This is a genomic window from Microbispora corallina, from assembly GCF_016863035.1.
Taxonomy (GTDB): Bacteria; Actinomycetota; Actinomycetes; order Streptosporangiales; family Streptosporangiaceae; genus Microbispora; species Microbispora corallina.
Genome location: NZ_BOOC01000006.1, coordinates 25,759 through 43,739 on the forward strand (window position 1 = coordinate 25,759; position 17,981 = coordinate 43,739).

Consider the following 17,981-nt stretch of genomic DNA (forward strand, 5'->3'; position numbering starts at 1 on the left):
GGCGTGAGGCTTACCGGATGAAACATGTTTCTTGCGCGTAAGCCGACTCGGGTTCTATGTTGGCCGCCGGAATCTTTTTCTCGCAGGGGCGCCGCCTATTCGAGGGCCCGCCTGCCTCCTTAATTCGACTCGTCATCGTAGTCGGCCACGGCTGGATCTCGCGTAGAAGGAGGACCATGGACGACTTCTGGAAGCCCTTGGAGATAACTCCGGACGGCGCCGCCGCCACCCCCGAAGGGCTGCTGGAGCGGTTGCGCGGAATGGACGTGGGCGACCTGCTCGTCCGCGAGAAGGCGCTCGTCTTCCGGGGGTTCGGCGTCACGCCCGGGACCCTGGACCCCGTCATGGACATGCTCCTGCCCAACCGGCTGGCCTACGTCCACGGCAACTCGCCCCGCACCAAGGTGGGCGGCAACGTCTACACCTCGACCGAGTACCCGCCCGAGTACACGATCTCCATGCACAACGAGCTGTCGTACTCCGCCGCCTGGCCCTCCCGCCTGCTGTTCTACTGCGAGAAGGCGGCCGAGAGCGGCGGGGCGACCCCCGTGGTGGACGGCGTGCGCTGGCTGGAGTCGCTCGACGACGAGGTCAGGGAGGCGTTCGCCAAGGGGGTGCGCTACACCCAGAACCTGCACGCCGGCCGGGGACTCGGCAAGAGCTGGCAGGAGACGTTCGAGACCGAGGACCGCGACCAGGCGGCCGAGTTCCTCGACCGCATCGGCGCCGACTGGCAGTGGCGGCCCGACGGCGGCGTGCGGGTCTCGCAGATCAGGCCCGCCACCACCCGGCACCCCGTGACCGGGGTCGAGGTGTGGTTCAACCAGGCCGACCAGTGGCACCCCGCCTCGCTCGGCGACGAGACCGCCGCCATGCTCGCCGAACTCATGCCGCCGGAGGAGCTGCCGCAGTCCGTGACGTTCCCCGACGGCGCGCCGATCCCCGGCGACTACGTCGTCCAGGCGCGCGACCGCGGCCTGGACAACGCGGTGGACGTCGACTGGCGGGCGGGCGACCTGCTGCTGATCGACAACGTGCTCGTCGGTCACGGCCGCCGGCCCTTCACCGGCTCCCGCCGCATCCTCGTCGCGATGTCCGACTGACCACGCCCGCGAAAGGGGAACCGCAGTGAACACGATCGCTCTGGGGGTCGCTGCGACCTTCACCGCCGAGCCGCTCGGGGACGCCCTGCGCTTCTGGCTCGCCGAGCTGGGTGTCGAGGGGGACGTCGCCTTCGCTCCGTACGACCAGGTCTTCCCCTCGCTCCTCGACCCGGGCAGCGTGCTCGGCCGGGCCGGCGCCGCGGTCGTCCTCGTCCGTGCCGAGGACCTCGTGAACGGCGACGGAGCCCGCGACCCGGGCGCGCTCGACGCCGCCGCGGACGACCTGGCCGCCGCGCTGCGGACCTCGTCGGGCGCAGCCGGCACCCCCCACCTCGTCGCGGTCTGCCCGGCCTCGCCCGGGCACGGCTCGCCCGCCGGCCACGCGCGCCTCGCGGCCAGGCTGGCCCAGGCGTTCGAGGGCGACCCCGCCGTCTCCGTGCTCACCTCCGCGGAGCCGTACGAGCCGGACCCGGAGGCCGTCCACGACGCCTTCGCCGACCGGACCGGCAACGTGCCCTACACCGACCGCTACTTCGCCGCGCTCGCCGGCGCCCTCGCCCGCCGCCTGCACGCGACGACCACCCCGCGTCCCAAGGTCGTCGTGGCCGACTGCGACGGCACGCTGTGGGACGGCGTCGTCGGCGAGGACGGCCCGGACGGCGTCGTCATCGGCTCCGAGCGCAGACAGATCTGGCAGGAGCTGGCCCGGCAGGTCGCGGCCGGCCGGCTGCTGTGCCTGTGCAGCAAGAACGAGGAGAAGGACGTCCGCGAGGTCTTCGCCCGGCATCCCGAGCTGCCGTTCGGCCTGGACGACGTCGCCGCGATGCGCGTCGGGTGGGAGGCCAAGTCGCAGGCCCTGCGCTCGCTGGCCGCCGAGCTGAACCTCGGGCTCGACTCCTTCGTCTTCCTCGACGACAGCCCGGTCGAGTGCGCCGAGGTCCGGGCCGGCTGCCCCGAGGTGCTGACCCTCAGGCTCCCGGCCGACGCCGCCGGGGCGGCCGCCTTCCTGCGGCACTGCTGGCCACTCGACGTGACCGCGGTGACCGAGACCGACCGCGAGCGCACCCGGCACTACCAGGAGGAACGGCGGCGCGAGCAGGCCAGGGGCGAGATGTCCCTCGCCGACTTCTTCGCCACGCTCGACCTGAGGGTGACCATCGCCCCGGCCGGCCCCGAGCACGAGGCGCGGGCCGCCCAGCTCGCCGAGCGGACCAACCAGTTCAACCTCTCCGGGACGCGGCGCCTGGACGGCGACGAGCAGTTCGTCGTGGACGTGCGCGACCGGTTCGGGGACTACGGCGTCGTCGGCCTCACCGACGTACGGGTGGACGGGGACACGCTGCGCGCCGGCGCGTTCCTGCTGAGCTGCCGCGCACTCGGACGCGGGGTGGAGCACCGCATGCTCGCCCACCTGGGCGCGCTCGCGCGTGAGCGCGGGCTGGCCCGGGTGGCCCTGTCCTTCCGGGCGACCGACCGCAACCAGCCGGCCAGGGACTTCCTCGCCACGCTGCCCGCCGCCGTCGAGCCGTACGACGAGGAGGCGGTCTGGTACGTCCTCGACGCGGGCGACGCGGCAGCCGTCGTCCACTCCGCGGTCCATTCGGCGGTCTATTCGGCGGGCCCTGCTGGGGAGAGGGCAGCGAGGCCCGCCAGGACCACGGAGCTCGCCGCCCCCGCCGCCTGGGAGGCCGTCGAACGGATCGCGACCCGGCTCACCGGCGCAGAGGCGATCATGGACGCGATGCGCGCCGCCCGCCCCGTGACGGAGGTGGCCGGAGCGAGCCCGGTCGAGGCGACCGTCATGCGGTGGTGGGCGGAGCTCCTCGACCTGGCGCCCACCTCCGTGAACGACGGCTTCTTCGAACTGGGCGGCCACTCGCTGCGGCTGGTGCAGTTCATGGCGCGGGTGCGCGCGGAGTTCGGCGTCGAGCTGCCCTTCGACACGCTCTACACCACCTCGTTCACCGTCGCCGAGGTCGCCAAGGTGATCGAGGAGCGGCAGCTCGCCGACACCGACGACGAGGAGCTGGCCGGGCTGCTCGACGAGCTCGCGGGCCTGTCGGACGAGGAGATCGACGCCCTGCTCGACTCCGGGAACGGCTGATCCGCATGGCCACGATGCTGCTGAGCGCCCACGGCACCAACGGCGACGTGCTCCCGTTCGTACGGATCGGGCGCGAGCTGGCGGAGCGCGGCCACGACGTCGTCGTGATGACCCACTCCTGGTTCGCCGGCCCGATAGCCGCCGCCGGCCTGCGCCATCTGCCGATCGACACCTCGGAGGGCTACGACCGGCATCTGGACGACGCCCGGCGGTTCATGCTCGATCCCCTGAGAGACCCCGACGGCGTGCTCGCGCTCTACCGGCGCAACGGCCTGTTCGAGCTGCTGGCCGACGAGGTTCGCATGATCGAGGCGCACTACCGGCCGGGGGAGACCGTGGTGGTCGCCCGGCACACCTCGGGCATCGCCGCGCAGATGGTCGCCGAGCTCCGCGGGGTCCCGGTGGCGCTGGTGTCCGTCACGCCCCACCAGTACGTGTCGTTGCCGGTGCTCGGCAACCTCTTCCGGCACGTGCTCGGGCAGGGGTACGACGAGGTGTTCCAGGCGTTCGGCCTGCGCCCGGTCCGCGACTGGGCGGCCTATCTGACCAGTGTGAAGACGCAGCTCGCCCTGTGGCCGGAATGGTTCGACGCCGCGGGCCAGCCGGCGCCGGAGAACGTCGTGCGCTGCGGGTTCGTGCTCGGCGACACGGCGGAGGGGCCGGTCCCTGACTGGACCGAGCCGCCCGTCCTGATCACCGGTGGCACCGGGCAGGTGCTGCACCAGCGGTTCTACGACGTGGCGGCCCGGGCGTGCCGTCGAATCGGCAGGAAGGCCCTGCTGGTGACCCGGCACCCGTCGTTCCTTCCCGAATCGCTGCCCGACGAGGTGGAGTGGGTGCCCTCGGCGTCGTTCGCGACGGTGATGCCCCGTGTCGCCGCGGTCGTCCATCACGGGGGGATCGGCACGCTCGCGCGGGCGCTGGCGTCGTCGACACCGCAGGTGCTGCTCGCGCACGGCGTCGACCGTCCGGACAACGCGGAGCGGCTCGCCCGCGCGGGGGTCGCGGAGTGGCTGCCCGTGTCCCACTGGGACGAGGAACGGGCGGCCGGACTGCTGGCCCGGGCCCTCGGTGACGACGGGTACCGCGAGAGGATCGCGCCGCTCGCGGCGGCCGCCGGGTCGGAGGACTCCGTGCGCGTCGTCGCCGAGCACGCCGAGGCGTTGCTCGGCACCGACGCCGTCATGACCAGGCCGGATCCGCGCGAGCGGCTCGCCCGGCTCAGCCCCGAGCAGCGGGCGCGCCTGGCCGCGATGGCCCGGGCCCGGCGAGACGCGGCCTCCGCCTGACGGCCGGGTTCAGCGCAGGCTCACGTTGGAGGCCGCCCACAGCTCGGCGATCCGGCCGTCCTCGACGCGCATCATCTCCATCAGGGCGGCCGGCTCGCCGTCCGCGCCGGGCCGCGGGTAGACGCTGGCCCGGACGGCGACCGTGTCGCCCTCGGCGACGATCTGGTCGGCCTCCACCCGCAGCTCCGGGTAGCGGGCGAGGATCTCCCGCCAGGCGTTCTTCACCGCCTCCACGCCCGTCGTGCGCATCGGGTGGCTGTAGAAGCCGGGGGCGAAGATCTCGTCAACCGCGTCGACGTCTCCTGCCATGGCCGCCGCGTACATGCGCTCCACCAGCGCCTTCATGTCCTTCTCGGTCATCGGGACTCGCTCCTTAACGATCGGTCGGTAAGTATGAGCATGGCTGCTTACCGAACGGTCGTCAAGTAGACTGCGGCAGGAGGGAGGGCCGATGGCGGAGCCGAGGAGGCGGGCCGGCCGGGACGCGGCGGAGACCCGCGGCAGGATCCTGGCGGTCGCGCAGAGCCTGTTCGCCGAGCGGGGGTACGCGGGCACGTCGGTGGCCGACATCGCGGGCCGGCTCGGCACCAGCAAGGCGGCGCTGTACTACCACTTCTCGTCGAAGTCGGAGATCGCCCAGGCGCTGCTGGCGGGGCCGCTCGAGGCGTACGAGCGGCTGACCGCCGGGGCCGCCGGCCGGCCTGCCGAGGACCTGCTGGCGGCGGTGATCGAGACGACGGAGGAGCTGCACGAGCTGGTCGGCGTCATCGGCGGCGACCCGTCCCTGCAGTCGGCCCGCGGCGCCCTCGTGTCCCGTTCGCGCGAGATCAACGAGTCCGTCGTCGCGGCGCTGGCCGGGGAGGGGCCGGGGCGCGCCGGCGAGGTCCGGGCCCAGGCGGCCTACGCCGTGGCGAAGAACGGGACGCTGGCTCTGCTCGCCTCAGGCGGCGGCCGCCTCTCGCCGTCCGACCGGGCCGAACTGCTCGCCGCCGCCGTCCGCGCCCTCACCGCGGACAGCTGACCGCGTGTCCGCGCTTTCACCGCGACCGGCCGACCCGCGCCGATTGCGCCCTCACGGCGAGGGAAGGAAGGCGGCCAGGCCGTCCAGCACGCGTTCGAGGCCGAGGGCGAAGGCGGTGTCGTGGCGGTCGGCTCGGTGGGGGGCCCGCGCCTCCACCATGATCCGCACGAGCCTGGGATACGCGCCCTCGGCGATGATCCGATCGCCGTACGAGCCCTGCGCGGCCAGCCAGGCGTCGTTGTCGTAGCCGCCCGCCCGCTCGGCGTGCTCGCCCAGCACCGCGCCCTGCACGAAGATCCGCAGTGTGCCGACCGCGGCCAGCATGCCGTCCGGGTCAAGCCCGAGCCCGTCGACCGCGCGCAGCCAGGCCTCCAGCCAGCGCAGGCTCCCCGGGCCGAGGCCGGGGCGGGCCGCCGCCACCGCGGAGAACCAGGGATGGCGCAGCAGCAGCGCCCGGGTGCGCCCGGCCAGGACGCGCAGGTCGGCCCGCCAGTCGCCGCCGGGCTCCGGCGGGTCCTCCTCGCGCATCACGGCGTCCACCATCAGGTCGAGCAGGTCGTCCTTGCGGGACACGTACCGGTAGAGCGAGGTCGTGCCGGTCCCCAGCTCGGCGGCCACCCGCCGCATCGACACCGCGTCGATCCCCTCCGCGTCGGCCACCCGGACGGCGGCCGCCGCGATCTCGTCACGGCTGTGCGCGGGCCGGGGGCCGCGGGCGGCCCGTTCGGGGCGGTTCCAGATCGGCTCCATTGCGAACAGTGTACGCAGTAGCGTACGGTCAAAAACTGCGAACGGTGTACCCGGGTTTTGGAGGACGCATGGACGTCGACGTGGTCGTGGCGGGCGCCGGTCCCGTCGGGCTGATGCTCGCCTGCGAGCTGCGGCTGGGCGGGGCCTCGGTGCAGGTGCTGGAACGCCGGGCCGACCGGGCCACCGCGCTGAAGGCGGGCGCCATGGGCGCGCGGTCGGTCAACGCGCCGACGGCCGACGCCTTCCGGCGCCGCGGGCTGCTGGACGAGGTGCGGCGGGCCGCGCTCATGTGGTTCGAACCCGGCGGCGAGCCGGACACGCCCCCGGAGGAGCCGGTGTTCGTCGGCCACTTCGCGGGCATCCCGATCCGCGCGGACCTGCTCGACCCGGCTGACCCGGACCTCGCGGCGTACACGCTCGGCGGGGGCGCGATCAGCCAGCTCGACCTGGAGACGATCCTGGAGGCGCGCGCCCTGGCCCTCGGAGCGGCCGTCCGGCGGGGCGTCGCGCTCACCGACCTCGAGGCGGACGCCGAGGGCGTGACGGCGGTGACGGAGGACGGCCCGATCCGGGCGGGCTGGCTGGTCGGCTGCGACGGCGGCCGGAGCACGGTGCGCAGGCGCGCGGGCATCGCCTTTCCGGGCACGGACGCCGAGTTCGCCGGGCGGCAGGCCATGGTGGAGTTCGCCGATCCCGCCCGGCTGCCCCTCGGCGACTGGGTGCGCACCGAGCGGGGCGCCTACGTCCACGGGCCGGTCCCCGGTCGGATCCACACGGTGGAGTACGGCCCGGTGCCCGCCGCCCGCGAGGCCCCCGTGACGGCCGAGGAGATGAACGAGAGCCTTCGCAGGATCGCGGGGATCGACGCCGGGATCACCGCCGTGCGGGCCGGCACCCGCTACACGGACGCCACCCGGCAGGCCGCGACGTACCGGGCGGGGCGCGTGCTCCTCGCGGGGGACGCCGCGCACATCCACTCCCCGGCCGGCGGGCAGGGGATGAACCTCGGCCTCGGCGACGCGGTGAACCTGGGCTGGAAGCTGGCGGCGGCCGTCCGCGGATGGGCGCCGGACGGCCTGCTCGACAGCTACACGGCCGAGCGGCACCCGATCGGCGCCTGGGTGCAGGGGTGGAGCGACGCCCAGACCGCGCTGGGCCGTCCCGATGGCCGCACCGCTGCCCTGCGCGCCGTCGTCGCCGACCTCCTCGGCACCCGGCCGGCGGCGACGTACGTGGTCAAGCAGATCAGCGGGCTCGGCCGGGGATACGGCACGCGGGACGGCCACCCGCTCGCCGGCCGCCTCGCGCCGGACCTCCCGCTCGACGACGGCACCACGTTGTCCGCCCGGTGTGAGGAGGCCCGGTTCCTCCTCGTCACCCGCGACCCCCGGCTGCGGGAGCTCGCCGCGCCGTACGCGGACCGGCTGACGGTGCTCCCGGGGCCGGGCGACCTGCTGGTGCGCCCGGACGGCTACGTGGCCGGCGGAGACGCCGGCGACCTCACCCCCTGGCTCGGCCTTCCGTCAACCAGGGCCGCCTGAGGGCCGCCGGGGGGTTTCGCCGGGGAGGCCCGCCGCCACCTGCGCACAGTGAAGGGGATCGCGCGGTGCGTATTGCCTGTCGCGCCGGACGTGGGTGACGATGGCGCGGAAGGACCCGGAGAGTGAGGGCGCCGTGACGAATCCATGGCTTGCGCTTGAGTCCGGAGCGGACGCGGCGAAGCGGACGAGCGAGGTGCGCCGCGCCCATGAGAGGTTCCTGTCGGCCGGGGTCGTGCCGGGGTCGGTCCGCCCGGTGGTGGCCGACTCGTGGCGGCGGTCGGCGCGGTCCGTCGACCCGGTGACGCTCCCGCCGCTGGAGCTGGCGGACGACGAGCTGGAGGAGTACCGGCGGGCCCATCCGCTCGCCGAGGTGCTGCCGCTGTTCCGCGAGCTGCTCGGGTCGATCGCCGACGACGGCCACCACCTGCTCGCGGTCTGCGACGCCGACGGCCAGCTGCTGTGGGTGGAGGGCCACCGGGGCGTACGGCTCCAGGCCGAGCGGATGAACTTCGTGGCCGGGGCACGGTGGGACGAGTCCCACGCCGGCACCAACGCCCCAGGGGTGGCGATCGCGGTCGACCACCCCGTCCAGATCTTCGCCACCGAGCACTTCAGCGTGCCGGTGCAGCCGTGGACGTGCGCGGCCGCCCCGATCCACGACCCCCACACCGGGCTGCTGCTTGGCGCGGTCGACGTCACCGGAGGCGACCACCTCGCGAGCCCCTACAGCCTGGGGCTCGTCCAGGCCGCGGCCCGGGCGGCCGAGGCCCACCTGGCCACGCTCCCGGCCCGCGCGTCCGCGTCCGCGCCCGCGACGCTCACGGCGCTCGGCCGCGACGACGTCCTGCTCTCCATGGGCCCGCGCCGCATCCGGCTCGGCCGCCGGCACAGCGAGATCGTCGTCCTGCTCGCGTGCCACCCCGAGGGGCTCACCAGCGACCAGCTCATCACCGAGCTGTACGGCGACCGCATGCTCAACCCGGTGACGTTGCGAGCGGAGCTGTCCCGGCTGCGCCACCGCCTCGGCCCGCTGCTCGACTCCCGGCCGTACCGGCTGCGGGTGCCGGTCCGCGCCGACTTCCAGGTGCTCGCCGGCCACCTCGCCACCGGCGCGGCGGAGGCGGCGCTGCGCGCCTACCGGGGGCCGCTGCTGCCCACCTCGGACGCGCCCGGCATCGTGTGGGAGCGGCGGCTCCTCGACGACGGGCTGCGCGACCTGCTCGTCACGGGCCGCGACCCGGCGGCGCTGGAGCGATGGGTGCGCACGCCCTGGGGGCGCGACGACCTGTTCGCCTGGCAGGCCCTGCTGGCCGCGCTGCCGCCGGGCAGCCCGAGCCGCGCCCGTGTCGCCTGCCGCGTCCGCGACCTCGACGCCGAGTACGGCCTCCCGGACGCCTGAGGCGCTACCGCCCGAGGGACGACGCCAGCCAGCGGCGGACGACCGCGGCGGCGAGCGGCAGCGGGACCGTCCCCGCACCGAGGCCGACGTCGACGAGGAGGTCGAACACGTCGCCCCGCCGGGCCGCCGTGGCGATGGCCGCGTCGATGAAGCCGGGCGACCGGGAGGCGCGGGCCAGCACGTCGGTGGTGATCAGGTGCCGCCCGAGGGCGCGGCGCAGCGACCGCCGGTACGCGGGCACCGGGTCGGCCGCGGACAGCAGGGCCGCCTCCGCCGCCAGGCGGCCCGTGAGGAGGGCGTAGTAGATGCCCTCGCCGGTCAGCGGGTTGATGAAGTTTCCCGCGTCCCCGGCGAGCAGCACCCGCCCCCTCCCCGGACCCGGCCGGGCGGTGGACAGCGGGAGGTGGTGGGCCCTCAGGTCGCGCGCCGTCAGGTGGGGCAGCAGCCGTTCGAGCCGGCCGTGCAGGACGGCGCGGCCCGGCAGCCCGGTGGCCCGCAGCTGGGGCAGCAGCATGCCGAACCCGACGTTGGCCGTGCCGTCCCCGACGGGGAACGACCACGCGTACGCCGGCCAGCCGTCCCGCTGCATCGCGATGAGCTGGACGTCGTCGTCGGCCGGGACGTCGGCGTAGCCGCGGACGGCGATGGCGGTGTGCGCGGCGGGGGAGGCCGGGACGCCGATGAGCCGCCGCACGGTCGAGTTGGCGCCGTCGGCCGCGACGACGGTCCGCCCCGCGGCCGTTCCGTCCACGACCACGTGCCCGTCGCGCTCCTCCAGCGCCCGCACGCGGTGGCGGCGGACCTCGACGCCTCTCTCCCGGGCCGCCTCCACCAGGCGGGCGTCGAAGACGGCGCGGGGCACGACGTGGTTGGGCCGGGCCACCGTCGCCAGGACCCGCTCCCCGCCGGGGGACACCACCGACAGGCGGCGCGTCGGACGGTAGTCGTCGATCAGGCCGGGGAGCCCGAGCGTCGCGAGCTCGACGCGGGCGTGCGCGGCGATGCCGTCGCCGCAGGCCTTGTCCCGGGGGAAGTCCTCCCGGTCGAGCAGCAGCACCCGCGCCTCGGGCCGGAGCTGCCGGGCCCGCAGGGCCGCCGCCGCGCCCGCGGGCCCGGCGCCGACGATCACCAGGTCCCAGATGTCGTCCACGTGATCAGGGTGCCACGCCGGAACCCGCCCAAACCGCTCGGTTCCTCAGAGGCCGTACGTGGGGAACAGGTCGCCGGTCGGCCAGGAGGTGACGGCGTCGGCGGCCTTGTGGAGGAGGCCGTCGATGTCGGAGTACGACAGCCCGGAGGGGTCGTCGCGCTGGTCGAACAGCACCACCCAGCTCAGCCCGTCGAACCGGCGGACCATGAGCGTCGAGGTGCCGGGCAGCGAGCCGTCATGCCAGGTGTTGCGGCCGCCGCCGGAGACCGGCCGGACCATCCAGCCGAGGCCGTAGTACCAGCCGTCGGCGTTCACCCCGGTCGCCGGTCTGGCGAACGCCTTGGAGATCGACGCCGAGGTCAGCACCCCGGCGGCGTCGTAGATCCGGGTGAACTTCGCCAGGTCGACGGCGGAGGAGAGCCAGCCGCCGTGGGCGGCCATGTTCTCGATGTCGAACCCGCCGTACGGCGAGGGGACGACCGTCCCCGAGCCGTCGAGCACGGTGGTGCCGGTGTACTGCGAGAGGTACGGCGCCTCGCCGGTCCGCCGCAGGCTCTTCGCCGACCGCGCGAGGACCATCCGCTTGATCTTCATCGGCGACAGCACGGTGCGCTGGACGTAGTCGGCGTACGTCAGCCCGGTGACCTTCTCGATGATCCGCCCGAGCAGCAGGTAGCCGTAGTTGGAGTAGGCGTACCTCGTGCCGGGGGCCGCGTCCAGCCGCCGCTTCGAGGCGTACTGGACGATCTGGGGCTGGGTCACCGGCAGCGGCACCCCGAGGGCCGCGGCGACCGCCCGGTCGGCGAACATCGGGTCGGGCGAGACCGCGCGATCCCAGCCGCCGAGGTGCTGCAGCAGGTGGAGCACGGTCACCGAGCCCAGCCGCGAGTCGGCCGCCGTGGCGAGCCCGAGCAGCGGCGCGACCTTGGCCGACAGGCTGAGCCTGCCGCTCTGGACGAGCGTGAGCACGGCCGTCGCGGTGACCGGCTTGCTCAGGCTGGCGATCCGGAACAGCGAGGTCGGGCCGGCCTGGAACGACGTGTCGGCCGTCCAGTTGTACCCCCGGGCCAGCACGAGCCTTCCCTTGCGCACGACGGCCAGCGACGCGTGCGGCACGTTCCTGGCCTGCATGAACGTCTTCAGCGTGGTGTCGAACGACTTCAGGCCGGTCGCGCTCCGCCCGGTCACGGTCCAGGCGCGCGCGGCCGCGGCGGCGGGCAGTGCGGCCGCCGGACGGGCGGGCAGGGCGGCGGCTCCGGCCGCGGCTCCCGCCAGCAGCCTCAGGGCGTCTCTCCGGGTCGGCACGGTTGATCCCCCGATCGTCGCAACGGAACAGGGAACGGATCTTACGGTAAAGATCGTCTCTTCGTCGGCGTGCCGGTCAGCGCGGGCCGGGGCGCCCCCGGTAGGAGAGCGGCGCCGCGAGACCGGCGGTGACGGCGGCGGCCGCGAGACACGGCGGCAACGTACCGGCAACATGCGCGCAACTAGCGTCCGTGGCGTCACGTGGAAACCCCCTGAGAGGTCGCCTCATGGCCCGTTACGCAGTCCCGGGACAGCCCGACGCCGTCATGGCCTACCAGCCCCGTTACGACCACTGGATCGGCGGCGAGTACGTCCCGCCCGAGAAGGGGCAGTACTTCGAGAACCCGTCACCCGTCAACGGCCAGACCTTCACCGAGGTCGCCCGCGGCACGGCCGGTGACGTCGAGCGCGCCCTGGACGCGGCGCACGGCGCGGCCCCCGCCTGGGGCCGGACCCCGGCCGCCGAGCGGGCCGGCGTCCTCAACCGCATCGCGGACCGGATGGAGGAGCACGCCGAACAGCTCGCCGTGGCCGAGACCTGGGAGAACGGCAAGCCCATCCGGGAGACGCTGGCCGCCGACATCCCGCTCGCCATCGACCACTTCCGCTACTTCGCCGGCGCCATCCGCGCCCAGGAGGGCGGTCTCGCCGAGATCGACGAGCACACCGTCGCCTACCACTTCCACGAGCCGCTGGGCGTCGTGGCGCAGATCATCCCGTGGAACTTCCCCATCCTCATGGCCACGTGGAAGCTCGCGCCCGCCCTCGCCGCCGGCAACGCGGTCGTGCTGAAGCCGGCCGAGCAGACCCCGGCGTCCGTCCACTACTGGATGAGCCTGATCGCCGACCTGCTGCCGCCCGGCGTCGTGAACATCGTGAACGGCTTCGGGGTCGAGGCCGGCAAGCCGCTGGCGTCCAGCGCCCGGGTGGCGAAGGTCGCGTTCACGGGCGAGACCACGACCGGGCGGCTGATCATGCAGTACGCCAGCGAGAACATCAAGCCCGTCACCCTGGAGCTGGGCGGCAAGAGCCCGAACATCTTCTTCGACGACGTGTCGCGCGCCGACGACGCCTTCTACGACAAGGCGCTGGAGGGCTTCACGATGTTCGCGCTGAACCAGGGCGAGGTGTGCACCTGCCCCTCGCGGGCGCTCATCCAGCAGGGCCACTACCAGCGGTTCCTCGACGCCGCCGTCGCCCGTACGGAGAAGGTCGTGCAGGGCCACCCGCTGGACACCACCACCATGGTCGGCGCCCAGGCGTCGAACGACCAGCTCGAGAAGATCCTGTCGTACCTGGACATCGGGCGGCAGGAGGGCGCCAAGGTGCTCATCGGCGGGGAGCGGGCCGACCTCGGCGGCGAGCTCGCCGGCGGCTACTACGTCCAGCCGACGATCTTCGAGGGCGCCAACCACATGCGGGTGTTCCAGGAGGAGATCTTCGGCCCGGTCGTGTCGGTCACGTCGTTCACCGACTTCGACGACGCCATCAAGATCGCCAACGACACCCTGTACGGCCTGGGGGCCGGGGTGTGGACCCGCGACATGAACACCGCCTACCGGGCCGGCCGGGCCATCCAGGCGGGCCGGGTGTGGACCAACTGCTACCACGCGTATCCCGCGCACGCGGCCTTCGGCGGCTACAAGCAGTCGGGCATCGGCAGGGAGACCCACAAGATGATGCTGGAGCACTACCAGCAGACGAAGAACCTGCTGGTCAGCTACTCGCCCGACAAGGTCGGATTCTTCTAGGCCGATGGGCGAGATCTCCCGCGTCGACCTGACCCCCGCGGCCGCCGACCTCATCCGGCGGCTGCGGGAGGCCCACGGCCCGCTGATGTTCCACCAGTCGGGCGGCTGCTGCGACGGCAGCGCGCCCATGTGCTATCTGGAGGGGGAGTTCCGTACCGGCTCCTCCGACGTGCTGCTCGCCTCGCTGTCGGTCGAGGGCGTCGACGAGCCGGTGACGTTCTGGATGTCGACCAGCCAGTTCGAGCGCTGGCGGCACACCCACCTGACCGTGGACGTGGTCCCGGGGCGGGGCAGCGGCTTCTCCCTGGAGGCCCCGGAGGGGGTGCGGTTCCTGATCCGCTCCCGCCTGCTCACCGAGGACGAGCGCGCCGTCCTCGACGCCTGACCGGCGTGCCCGCCGCCCGGTCGCCGGCCGGGCGGCGGGCATGACGCCTCGGATCCGGCCGTACGTGTGCGTCCTCAGGGCGCAGCCCCGGCTTCGGTGCGCGCCCGGCGAGGACGGAGGATGGAGACCACCGCACAGCGGCCGACCGCGACGAGAGGGCCGCGTGACGAGGGCGGGGTGCGACGAGTGGGGAGGCAGACGTCGTGACGACGGCGATGTACGACGAGTGGCGGACGACGGCGGCCGAGCCGCGGTTCAGCGAGTGGCTGCGCCTGTCGAGCGAGCCCGACTGGACCGAGGTCGTCACCCACCCCTTCGCGTCCGCGATCGTGCGCGGCGACGCCGACATGTACCGCTACCTGGTGCAGGACTTCCAGTTCGTGGACGCGTTCACGGCCCTGCTGGGGGCGGCGGTCGCCGCCGCCAACTCCTTCGGCTCACGCGTCGCCGTCGGCCGGTTCCTCGGGATGACCGTTGCCGATACCGAGGCCGGGTACTTCGCCCGGGCGCTGGCCGCGCTCGGGGGCGAGCCCGACCCGGTCCCGCCGGAGCCGGTGACGGAGGAGTTCCGGTCGCTGATGGACGAGGTGCGCCGCGGCCAGGAGTACCCGCTCATCGTCGCCGTCCTGTGCGTGGCCGAGTGGAGCTACCTCGGCTGGGCATCGCGGGTGCGGGAGCCGCTTCCGGACGACTTCGTCTACCGGGAGTGGATCGACCTGCACAGCGGGCCGGAGTTCGAGGGGTGGGTCGGGTTCCTCCGCCGTGAGCTGGACCGCCTCGGACCCGGGCTCGACGAGGCCGGCCAGGGCCGCGTCCTCGACGTCTTCCGCCGCGCGACCCGCTTGGAACGCCGCTTCTTCGACATGGCCGCCGCCTGACGGCTGTTCGCCCACACCCTCGCCGGCGGTCCCGCTTCGGCGAGGGGCGACGGTCAGGGGCGGGACAGAGCCGCGAGACGGCGCAGGGAGATCGTGAGGAACGCCCTATTGAGCGGCGCGGCCACCCGCCACCCGAGTCGTCCGGCGAGCCCGAAGGGGACGTCGAGGTCCTCCTCCCAGACGATCCTGCTGCCGCCCCCGGCGCGCGCCAGGACGCTGAAACGGCCGGTGCCCCGGATCAGCCTTCCGGTGTGCCGGACCTCGACCAGGCGGGGAGGGTCCCACTCGGTGATCTCCATCGTGTCGAGGAACCGGAGCGGGCCGGCTCCGGTGGAGGCCGCCAGACGGCTGCCGGCGCTCCGGCCGTCGCCGCCGACCACCCAGGCCCGCGTCAGGATCATCCACTCGCGGTGCCGCGGCCAGTCGGTCAGCAGGGCGAAGACCCGATCCGGGCTCGCGGGCGCGTCCACCGCGACCGAGAGACGACTCATGCCCTCCAATACGTGCGACACGCCCTCAGCGGACGCTCACCGAGGCGCGGCGGGGCCAGCGGGCGGGGCGGGATGTAGGGCGCGGGGTCAGACGAAGCGGATGCTGCGGGCGCTCGCGGCGGGTGCGGCGAAGCCGAGCAGGGACTCGCCCTCCTCTGCCAGCGCGTCGCGGGCGGTCGCGGGCAGGCGGTCGAAGGGCTCGATCTCCAGCACGGCCGCGTCCTTCCCCAGGTCGACGCGCCACATGCCCGCCACGAAGCCGTCCACCAGGATCGTCGGGCTGACGATGCCGTTCACGGAGAAGACCCGCTTCTTGTGGTCGTCGCGCATGATCCGGCTGCGGTCGGCGTGGGAGAGCAGCACGTTGTCGAAGTCGGGCAGGAAGCGCGCCGGCGCCTCGACGTCCGGATCGGGGAGCGGCCGCCCGGGCACGTCGAACAGCTCCACCCCCTGCTCGTCCCGGTAGGAGACCAGGTCGGGCAGCCGCTTGATCACGGCCCGCAGGCCGGTCAGCCCCGACCACACCTGCACGTCCTTGACCGACGCGGGACCGAAGGCCGCCAGGTAGCGCAGCACCATGGCGTCGACCGCGGAACCGTCGCCCATGGGCCGGCCGAGCCACGACTCGGCGGGCGTGTGCCGCGCCTGGCCACCCGCCCCCCAGACGCCTCGGGGCGGCACCTGGACGAGCGGCACGAGCCCGCGGGCGGCCTGCGGCAGCCCTCCGGCGCCCGGCCAGCGCTCGCCCAGCAGGTCGCCGATCTCCTGGAAGGTGAGCGGCCGCTCCTCCGTCAGGGCGCGGGTGACCTCGACCAGCGTCTCCAGATCGACCCCCGCCAGGCTCTTGCCGTACGACGTGCGGATCCACCGCTCGAGCACCGGCTGCACGACCGGGCGCAGATCGAGGCAGTCGCGGGCGCTGACCAGGTGGATAGTGCCGCGCATCAGGGCCACCCGGACGGCCTCGCGCTCCACCAGCAGCCGGCCCAGATCGGCGTGGGCGAAGGCCGTCAGCCTCGTCCACAGCCCGACGTACGGCGACAGCGGTGCCTGGGACTGCATGCCGACCAGGTGCTCGACTGCCTCGAGAGCCGTCATCGGGTGTCGGCGCAGCAGCAGCTGACGGTCGAGCAGCGCCCGGTTGAGCGCCCGGCGGGTGAGCATGCCGTCAACTTACTGACCCGCACCGACATTTACGCGGTCCCCGTGGACCTCGCTCCCACCGGAGGCGGACGATGAGAAGGGGGAACGGGGGCACGTCATGATCACTATAGACATCCCGCTGTGGGCCGCCCGGCTGCGCGCGCTCCGGGAGAGCCGCGTCTGGAGCCGCTCCGACCTGGCCGCCCGGTTGCGCGGCGCGGCGAGCGAGGACGAGCGCGACCGGCTGCCGTCCCTCACTGCGTTCGCCGATACCGTCCGCCGATGGGAGAGCGGTGAGCGGCGGCCCGGCGACGCCGAGACGGACCTGCTGTGCCGGGCGTTCGGCCTGCCCGAACGCGATCTGTTCGCCGGAGAGCGGTCGGGCACGACCCTCTGGCACCACCTCACCCGGATCCCGCTCGTTCCGGGACTGGTGGCCGAGGACGAGGAGGAACGGGCCGGACGCGCGATCGAGCGACCGGAACGCGCCGACGAGGCGACGGTCCGGTATTTCCAGACCCTGGTGGACGCCTGTCTGCTGGCCGATCGCCCCCCGTCCGGCCTCGCCGCCGCCCTGCGCCCCGTGTTCGCGGCGATCGAGGGCTTCCGCAGGGACGCCCGGCCCGCCGTACGGCGGTCGCTCCTGGCGTTCGCGTCGCGGCAGGCCGAGCTGATCAGCCGTCTGGAGCACGAGGCCGGGAACGCGCCGGGAGCTCGGGAGTGGTCCGACCGCGCGATCGGGGAGGCGCGTGAGTGCGCGGACTCGCTGCTGGAGACGTACACGCTGGTCCAGCGGGCGGGCCTCGTGGACGCGACCGGCCCCCGGGAGGCGGTGGAGGTCGCCGTCTCCGCGAGGGAGCGCGGGCGCATCACGGCCGGGATGGCGGCGGCGTCGAGACGGTACGAGGCGCGGGGCCACGCCATCGCCGGTGAGGATGACCTGTGCCACCGGTGCCTGGAGGAGTCGGCGTGGCCCCCGGTCCCGGGGGAGCGGGAGGAGGACGAGCGCTACCGCCTCGACCTGCCGGCCGAGCCGGAGGCCGTCCTGTGCGCCGGCTGCCTGGTCGATCTGGGCCACGCCGGTGGAGCCGTCGAGATCCTCGAACAGCGAGGCGGCCCGGGCCTCGGCGAGGAGCCGTCCGGGGTACGGCGTGCCGAGCCGAAGCCGGGCCCGGGGCGCGCAGAGGAGGCCCTTGGCGGTCCCGAGCGCGGCAGGCCGTGGCAAAGCCGGCCGGAGCGCGCCGAAGAGATCGGCGGGCCGGAGCGCGGCGGGCTGGAACGCGGGGCGGCCGTGGGCGGCCGGGTGAGCTTCGAACCCGGGTACGCCGCCGCCTTCACGATTGCCCGCATGGCCCACGCGTACGCGGAGGCGCACGAGAGGGACCGGGCGGCGACGTTGGCGCGGGAGGCACTGGACCTGGCCCGTCGTGCCGGGGCGGCGCGGGCGCTGCGCGAGCTCGCCGCGCTGCACCTGCCCCCGGACCCCGCAGCCCGGCGGCGCGTCCTGCTTTGAGGGCCCGGGAGCAGGCCGCGGAGCAGGCCCCGGAGCAGGCCCCGGAGCCGGCGGCTCGGCGGCGGTTCTTCTGTGACGGCCGTGGATTCCGCGAACCTGTGGCCTGCCCTGCTGGGATGACCCTCCGCTCTCGGGCTGACCGTGCGTGTCCTGCTCCG

At 74.1% G+C, this 17,981-nt stretch carries 16 protein-coding genes; 10 read left to right on the plus strand and 6 right to left on the minus strand.

Going from position 1 to position 17,981, the window contains the following annotated elements; all coding sequences use genetic code 11:
• Positions 1 to 176: 176 nt before the first annotated feature.
• Genes Mco01_RS10220 through Mco01_RS10230 form a run of 3 tightly spaced genes read left to right on the plus strand, consistent with a single transcriptional unit; the run spans position 177 to position 4,496 of the window.
• A complete protein-coding gene (locus Mco01_RS10220; protein WP_204056647.1) occupies positions 177 to 1,103 on the plus strand; it encodes a TauD/TfdA family dioxygenase in 927 nt (308 codons plus the stop codon).
• 25 nt (positions 1,104 to 1,128) lie between these two features.
• Positions 1,129 to 3,207, plus strand: coding sequence for an HAD-IIIC family phosphatase (locus tag Mco01_RS10225; protein ID WP_204056648.1), 2,079 nt, complete (start codon positions 1,129 to 1,131; stop codon positions 3,205 to 3,207).
• Positions 3,208 to 3,212: 5 nt separating this feature from the next.
• The gene (locus Mco01_RS10230; protein WP_204056649.1) at positions 3,213 to 4,496 is read left to right on the plus strand and encodes a glycosyltransferase; all 1,284 of its coding nucleotides are present in this window, start codon (positions 3,213 to 3,215) and stop codon (positions 4,494 to 4,496) included.
• A gap of 9 nt (positions 4,497 to 4,505) precedes the next feature.
• On the opposite strand, the gene Mco01_RS10235 is transcribed toward Mco01_RS10230, so the two are convergent.
• Entirely contained in the window at positions 4,506 to 4,856 is a 351-nt protein-coding gene (locus tag Mco01_RS10235) for a nuclear transport factor 2 family protein (RefSeq protein WP_204056650.1), read from the minus strand.
• A 91-nt stretch (positions 4,857 to 4,947) separates the two neighbouring features.
• Here Mco01_RS10235 and Mco01_RS10240 point away from each other — a divergent pair, with 91 nt between their 5' ends.
• Complete coding sequence (locus Mco01_RS10240; protein ID WP_204056651.1) at positions 4,948 to 5,517, plus strand: TetR family transcriptional regulator; 570 nt, start codon at positions 4,948 to 4,950, stop codon at positions 5,515 to 5,517.
• 51 nt (positions 5,518 to 5,568) lie between these two features.
• Here Mco01_RS10240 and Mco01_RS10245 read toward each other — a convergent pair whose 3' ends face one another.
• The gene (locus Mco01_RS10245) at positions 5,569 to 6,267 is read right to left on the minus strand and encodes a TetR/AcrR family transcriptional regulator (protein WP_204056652.1); all 699 of its coding nucleotides are present in this window, start codon (positions 6,265 to 6,267) and stop codon (positions 5,569 to 5,571) included.
• 68 nt (positions 6,268 to 6,335) lie between these two features.
• Between Mco01_RS10245 and Mco01_RS10250 the strand changes: the two genes are divergently transcribed.
• Both Mco01_RS10250 and Mco01_RS10255 read left to right on the plus strand, forming a co-directional pair.
• On the plus strand, positions 6,336 to 7,808 hold the full coding sequence (locus Mco01_RS10250; protein ID WP_204056653.1) for an FAD-dependent monooxygenase: 1,473 nt from the start codon (positions 6,336 to 6,338) through the stop codon (positions 7,806 to 7,808).
• A gap of 133 nt (positions 7,809 to 7,941) precedes the next feature.
• Positions 7,942 to 9,207, plus strand: coding sequence for a helix-turn-helix domain-containing protein (locus Mco01_RS10255; RefSeq protein ID WP_204056654.1), 1,266 nt, complete (start codon positions 7,942 to 7,944; stop codon positions 9,205 to 9,207).
• Between the two features lie 4 nt (positions 9,208 to 9,211).
• Here the strand turns inward: Mco01_RS10255 and Mco01_RS10260 are convergent, their stop codons facing one another.
• Together Mco01_RS10260 and Mco01_RS10265 are read right to left on the minus strand one after the other, a co-directional pair.
• Positions 9,212 to 10,357 carry an NAD(P)/FAD-dependent oxidoreductase gene (locus Mco01_RS10260; protein ID WP_204056655.1) on the minus strand — a complete coding sequence of 382 codons (1,146 nt, stop codon included), beginning with the start codon at positions 10,355 to 10,357 and terminating at the stop codon, positions 9,212 to 9,214.
• 45 nt (positions 10,358 to 10,402) lie between these two features.
• A complete protein-coding gene (locus Mco01_RS10265; protein WP_239103485.1) occupies positions 10,403 to 11,662 on the minus strand; it encodes a serine hydrolase domain-containing protein in 1,260 nt (419 codons plus the stop codon).
• 227 nt (positions 11,663 to 11,889) lie between these two features.
• Between Mco01_RS10265 and exaC the strand changes: the two genes are divergently transcribed.
• The 3 genes from exaC (at position 11,890) to Mco01_RS10280 (ending at position 14,676) form a co-directional block, all read left to right on the plus strand.
• Positions 11,890 to 13,413, plus strand: coding sequence for an acetaldehyde dehydrogenase ExaC (gene exaC / locus Mco01_RS10270; RefSeq protein WP_204056657.1), 1,524 nt, complete (start codon positions 11,890 to 11,892; stop codon positions 13,411 to 13,413).
• A 4-nt stretch (positions 13,414 to 13,417) separates the two neighbouring features.
• Positions 13,418 to 13,798 carry a DUF779 domain-containing protein gene (locus Mco01_RS10275; RefSeq protein ID WP_204056658.1) on the plus strand — a complete coding sequence of 127 codons (381 nt, stop codon included), beginning with the start codon at positions 13,418 to 13,420 and terminating at the stop codon, positions 13,796 to 13,798.
• Positions 13,799 to 14,001: 203 nt separating this feature from the next.
• Positions 14,002 to 14,676 carry a TenA family protein gene (locus Mco01_RS10280; RefSeq protein ID WP_239103486.1) on the plus strand — a complete coding sequence of 225 codons (675 nt, stop codon included), beginning with the start codon at positions 14,002 to 14,004 and terminating at the stop codon, positions 14,674 to 14,676.
• 53 nt (positions 14,677 to 14,729) lie between these two features.
• On the opposite strand, the gene Mco01_RS10285 is transcribed toward Mco01_RS10280, so the two are convergent.
• Positions 14,730 to 15,167, minus strand: a complete 438-nt coding sequence (locus Mco01_RS10285; RefSeq protein WP_204056659.1) for an SRPBCC family protein — start codon at positions 15,165 to 15,167, stop codon at positions 14,730 to 14,732.
• Positions 15,168 to 15,254: 87 nt separating this feature from the next.
• The gene (locus tag Mco01_RS10290; protein WP_204056660.1) at positions 15,255 to 16,331 is read right to left on the minus strand and encodes a winged helix DNA-binding domain-containing protein; all 1,077 of its coding nucleotides are present in this window, start codon (positions 16,329 to 16,331) and stop codon (positions 15,255 to 15,257) included.
• A 97-nt stretch (positions 16,332 to 16,428) separates the two neighbouring features.
• On the opposite strand from Mco01_RS10290, the gene Mco01_RS10295 reads away from it, so the two are divergent.
• Positions 16,429 to 17,823 (plus strand): helix-turn-helix domain-containing protein, encoded by a 1,395-nt coding sequence (locus tag Mco01_RS10295; RefSeq protein ID WP_204056661.1) that lies wholly within the window; start codon positions 16,429 to 16,431, stop codon positions 17,821 to 17,823.
• Positions 17,824 to 17,981 lie beyond the last annotated feature (158 nt).